Source organism: Mesorhizobium sp. P2_F8 (genome assembly GCF_056403655.1).
The window spans coordinates 1-1372 of the sequence record NZ_JBFUFB010000103.1 but is presented as its reverse complement, the minus strand read 5'-3'; the positions used below and the strand labels follow the sequence as shown (position 1 = coordinate 1372).

The following is a 1372-nucleotide window of genomic DNA, read 5'->3' as shown; positions in this document are numbered from 1 at the left end:
ATATAGGTGATGCCCTCGGCAGTGAGCCGTTCCAGCTCGACCGACTTCACCTCGGAACCGTCCTGCTCCTGCTGGCTTGAACGCTGGGCCTCTTCATTACGATCGAGGCTGCGGGCGACGCGCTCGGCGGCACGGTGGAAGACGTTTGCGAAGGACCAGAGCAGGTCATCGAGATCGGGTTCGAGCCTGGTGTCGCCGAGCATGCCGGCGAAGGTCTCGACGATCTCGGCAAGTCCGGCCCGGATCACCTCGTCGTCGGGAAGTGGCCGAGGATCCGGTTCGTCCTGATGCGGGCGATGGCCGTACATCTGCAGTTCGAGGATGACKCGRTCGGTCGGCGAGGAGGCGTGGTRGGGYTCGYAGSCGTCGTCGARAGGAAGSTCGTAGGTCATGGCGTGTCTCCGTCGSTTGTGGCCGCGCCTATCGCGGCCTGACAGCGCWYCCCGGCCGCGCSCCGGRCGCGGCCGCACCGAAGGCCGGAGCGCGAGCGGAGGACGGCGCAGCCGTTGCGGCCGTGACCGGGGGGTGGCAGGGGTCGCCTCTCGGGCAGGCCGCGGGCGTGGCCTCTCCGGCGGACCGCCGCCATGCCTAAACGTCTTCTGGTGACGCCCCCGCCCGCCTGCCGCTCCGGCCGTTCATCCGGACGGCAGGAAAAGACGGGCATCCTCCGGGACGAGCTGATCGCAGAGCCATGCCGCGAGATGGGCCGGGCCGAGATGGCGAACATCGTCGTTGAAGTCGCCGAGCTGCGGCCGCAACACCAGGGCGAGAATCCCGGCCTCGCCTGCGCGTTGGCTGAGACGCTCGATGCCGTGCCGGCCGGCGGCGTCGGCATCGGCTGCGATATAGAGGCGACGGCAGCCGGGCGGCAAGATCAGGCCGGCGAGGTGATTGGCCGAGGTGGCGGCGGCCACAGGCAGTGCCGGCATCACCGTGCGCAGCGAGGCCATCGTCTCGAACCCCTCGCCGGCGGCCATGACCGGGACCGGCGCACCGGGCTGGCGGCCTAGCCATATGCCGTTGCCCAGCAGGTGACCAAGTGAGCGGCGTGGATCAGTGAGGTGCGCCTTGCCCTGACCCGAAGGATCAAGCCAGGTGCGCTGCAGGCCGGTGATCCCCCCGTCGAGGTTGGTGACAGCGGCAATCAGCGCAGGCAGGGTCTGCGTCTCGCCGGTCACGAGATCCCTGTAGTAGCAGCCGGGATGGAAACGGAGCGCGCACTCATGCGTGGAAAGCAGGATGCCGCGGCCGGCGAGGTATCGTTCGGCCAGCGTGCCGGCGATCGGCTGCGACATGCCGAACAGGCGACGCGCCGCCTCAGGCGAGCTCGGCTGCGACAGGCCGAACAGGCGACGCGCCGCCTCAGGCGAGC

1 protein-coding gene and 1 pseudogene are annotated in these 1372 nt (G+C 69.7%); both read right to left on the bottom strand.

The annotated features are described in order from the left end of the window. Positions 1 to 392 (bottom strand): annotated as a pseudogene (locus AC1DZP_RS36190) (hypothetical protein); the annotation flags it as partial. 243 nt (positions 393 to 635) lie between these two features. Beyond that, positions 636 to 1372, bottom strand: a 737-nt coding sequence (locus AC1DZP_RS36185) for a DUF7146 domain-containing protein (RefSeq protein ID WP_477309143.1), incomplete at its 5' end; no start/stop codon positions are given.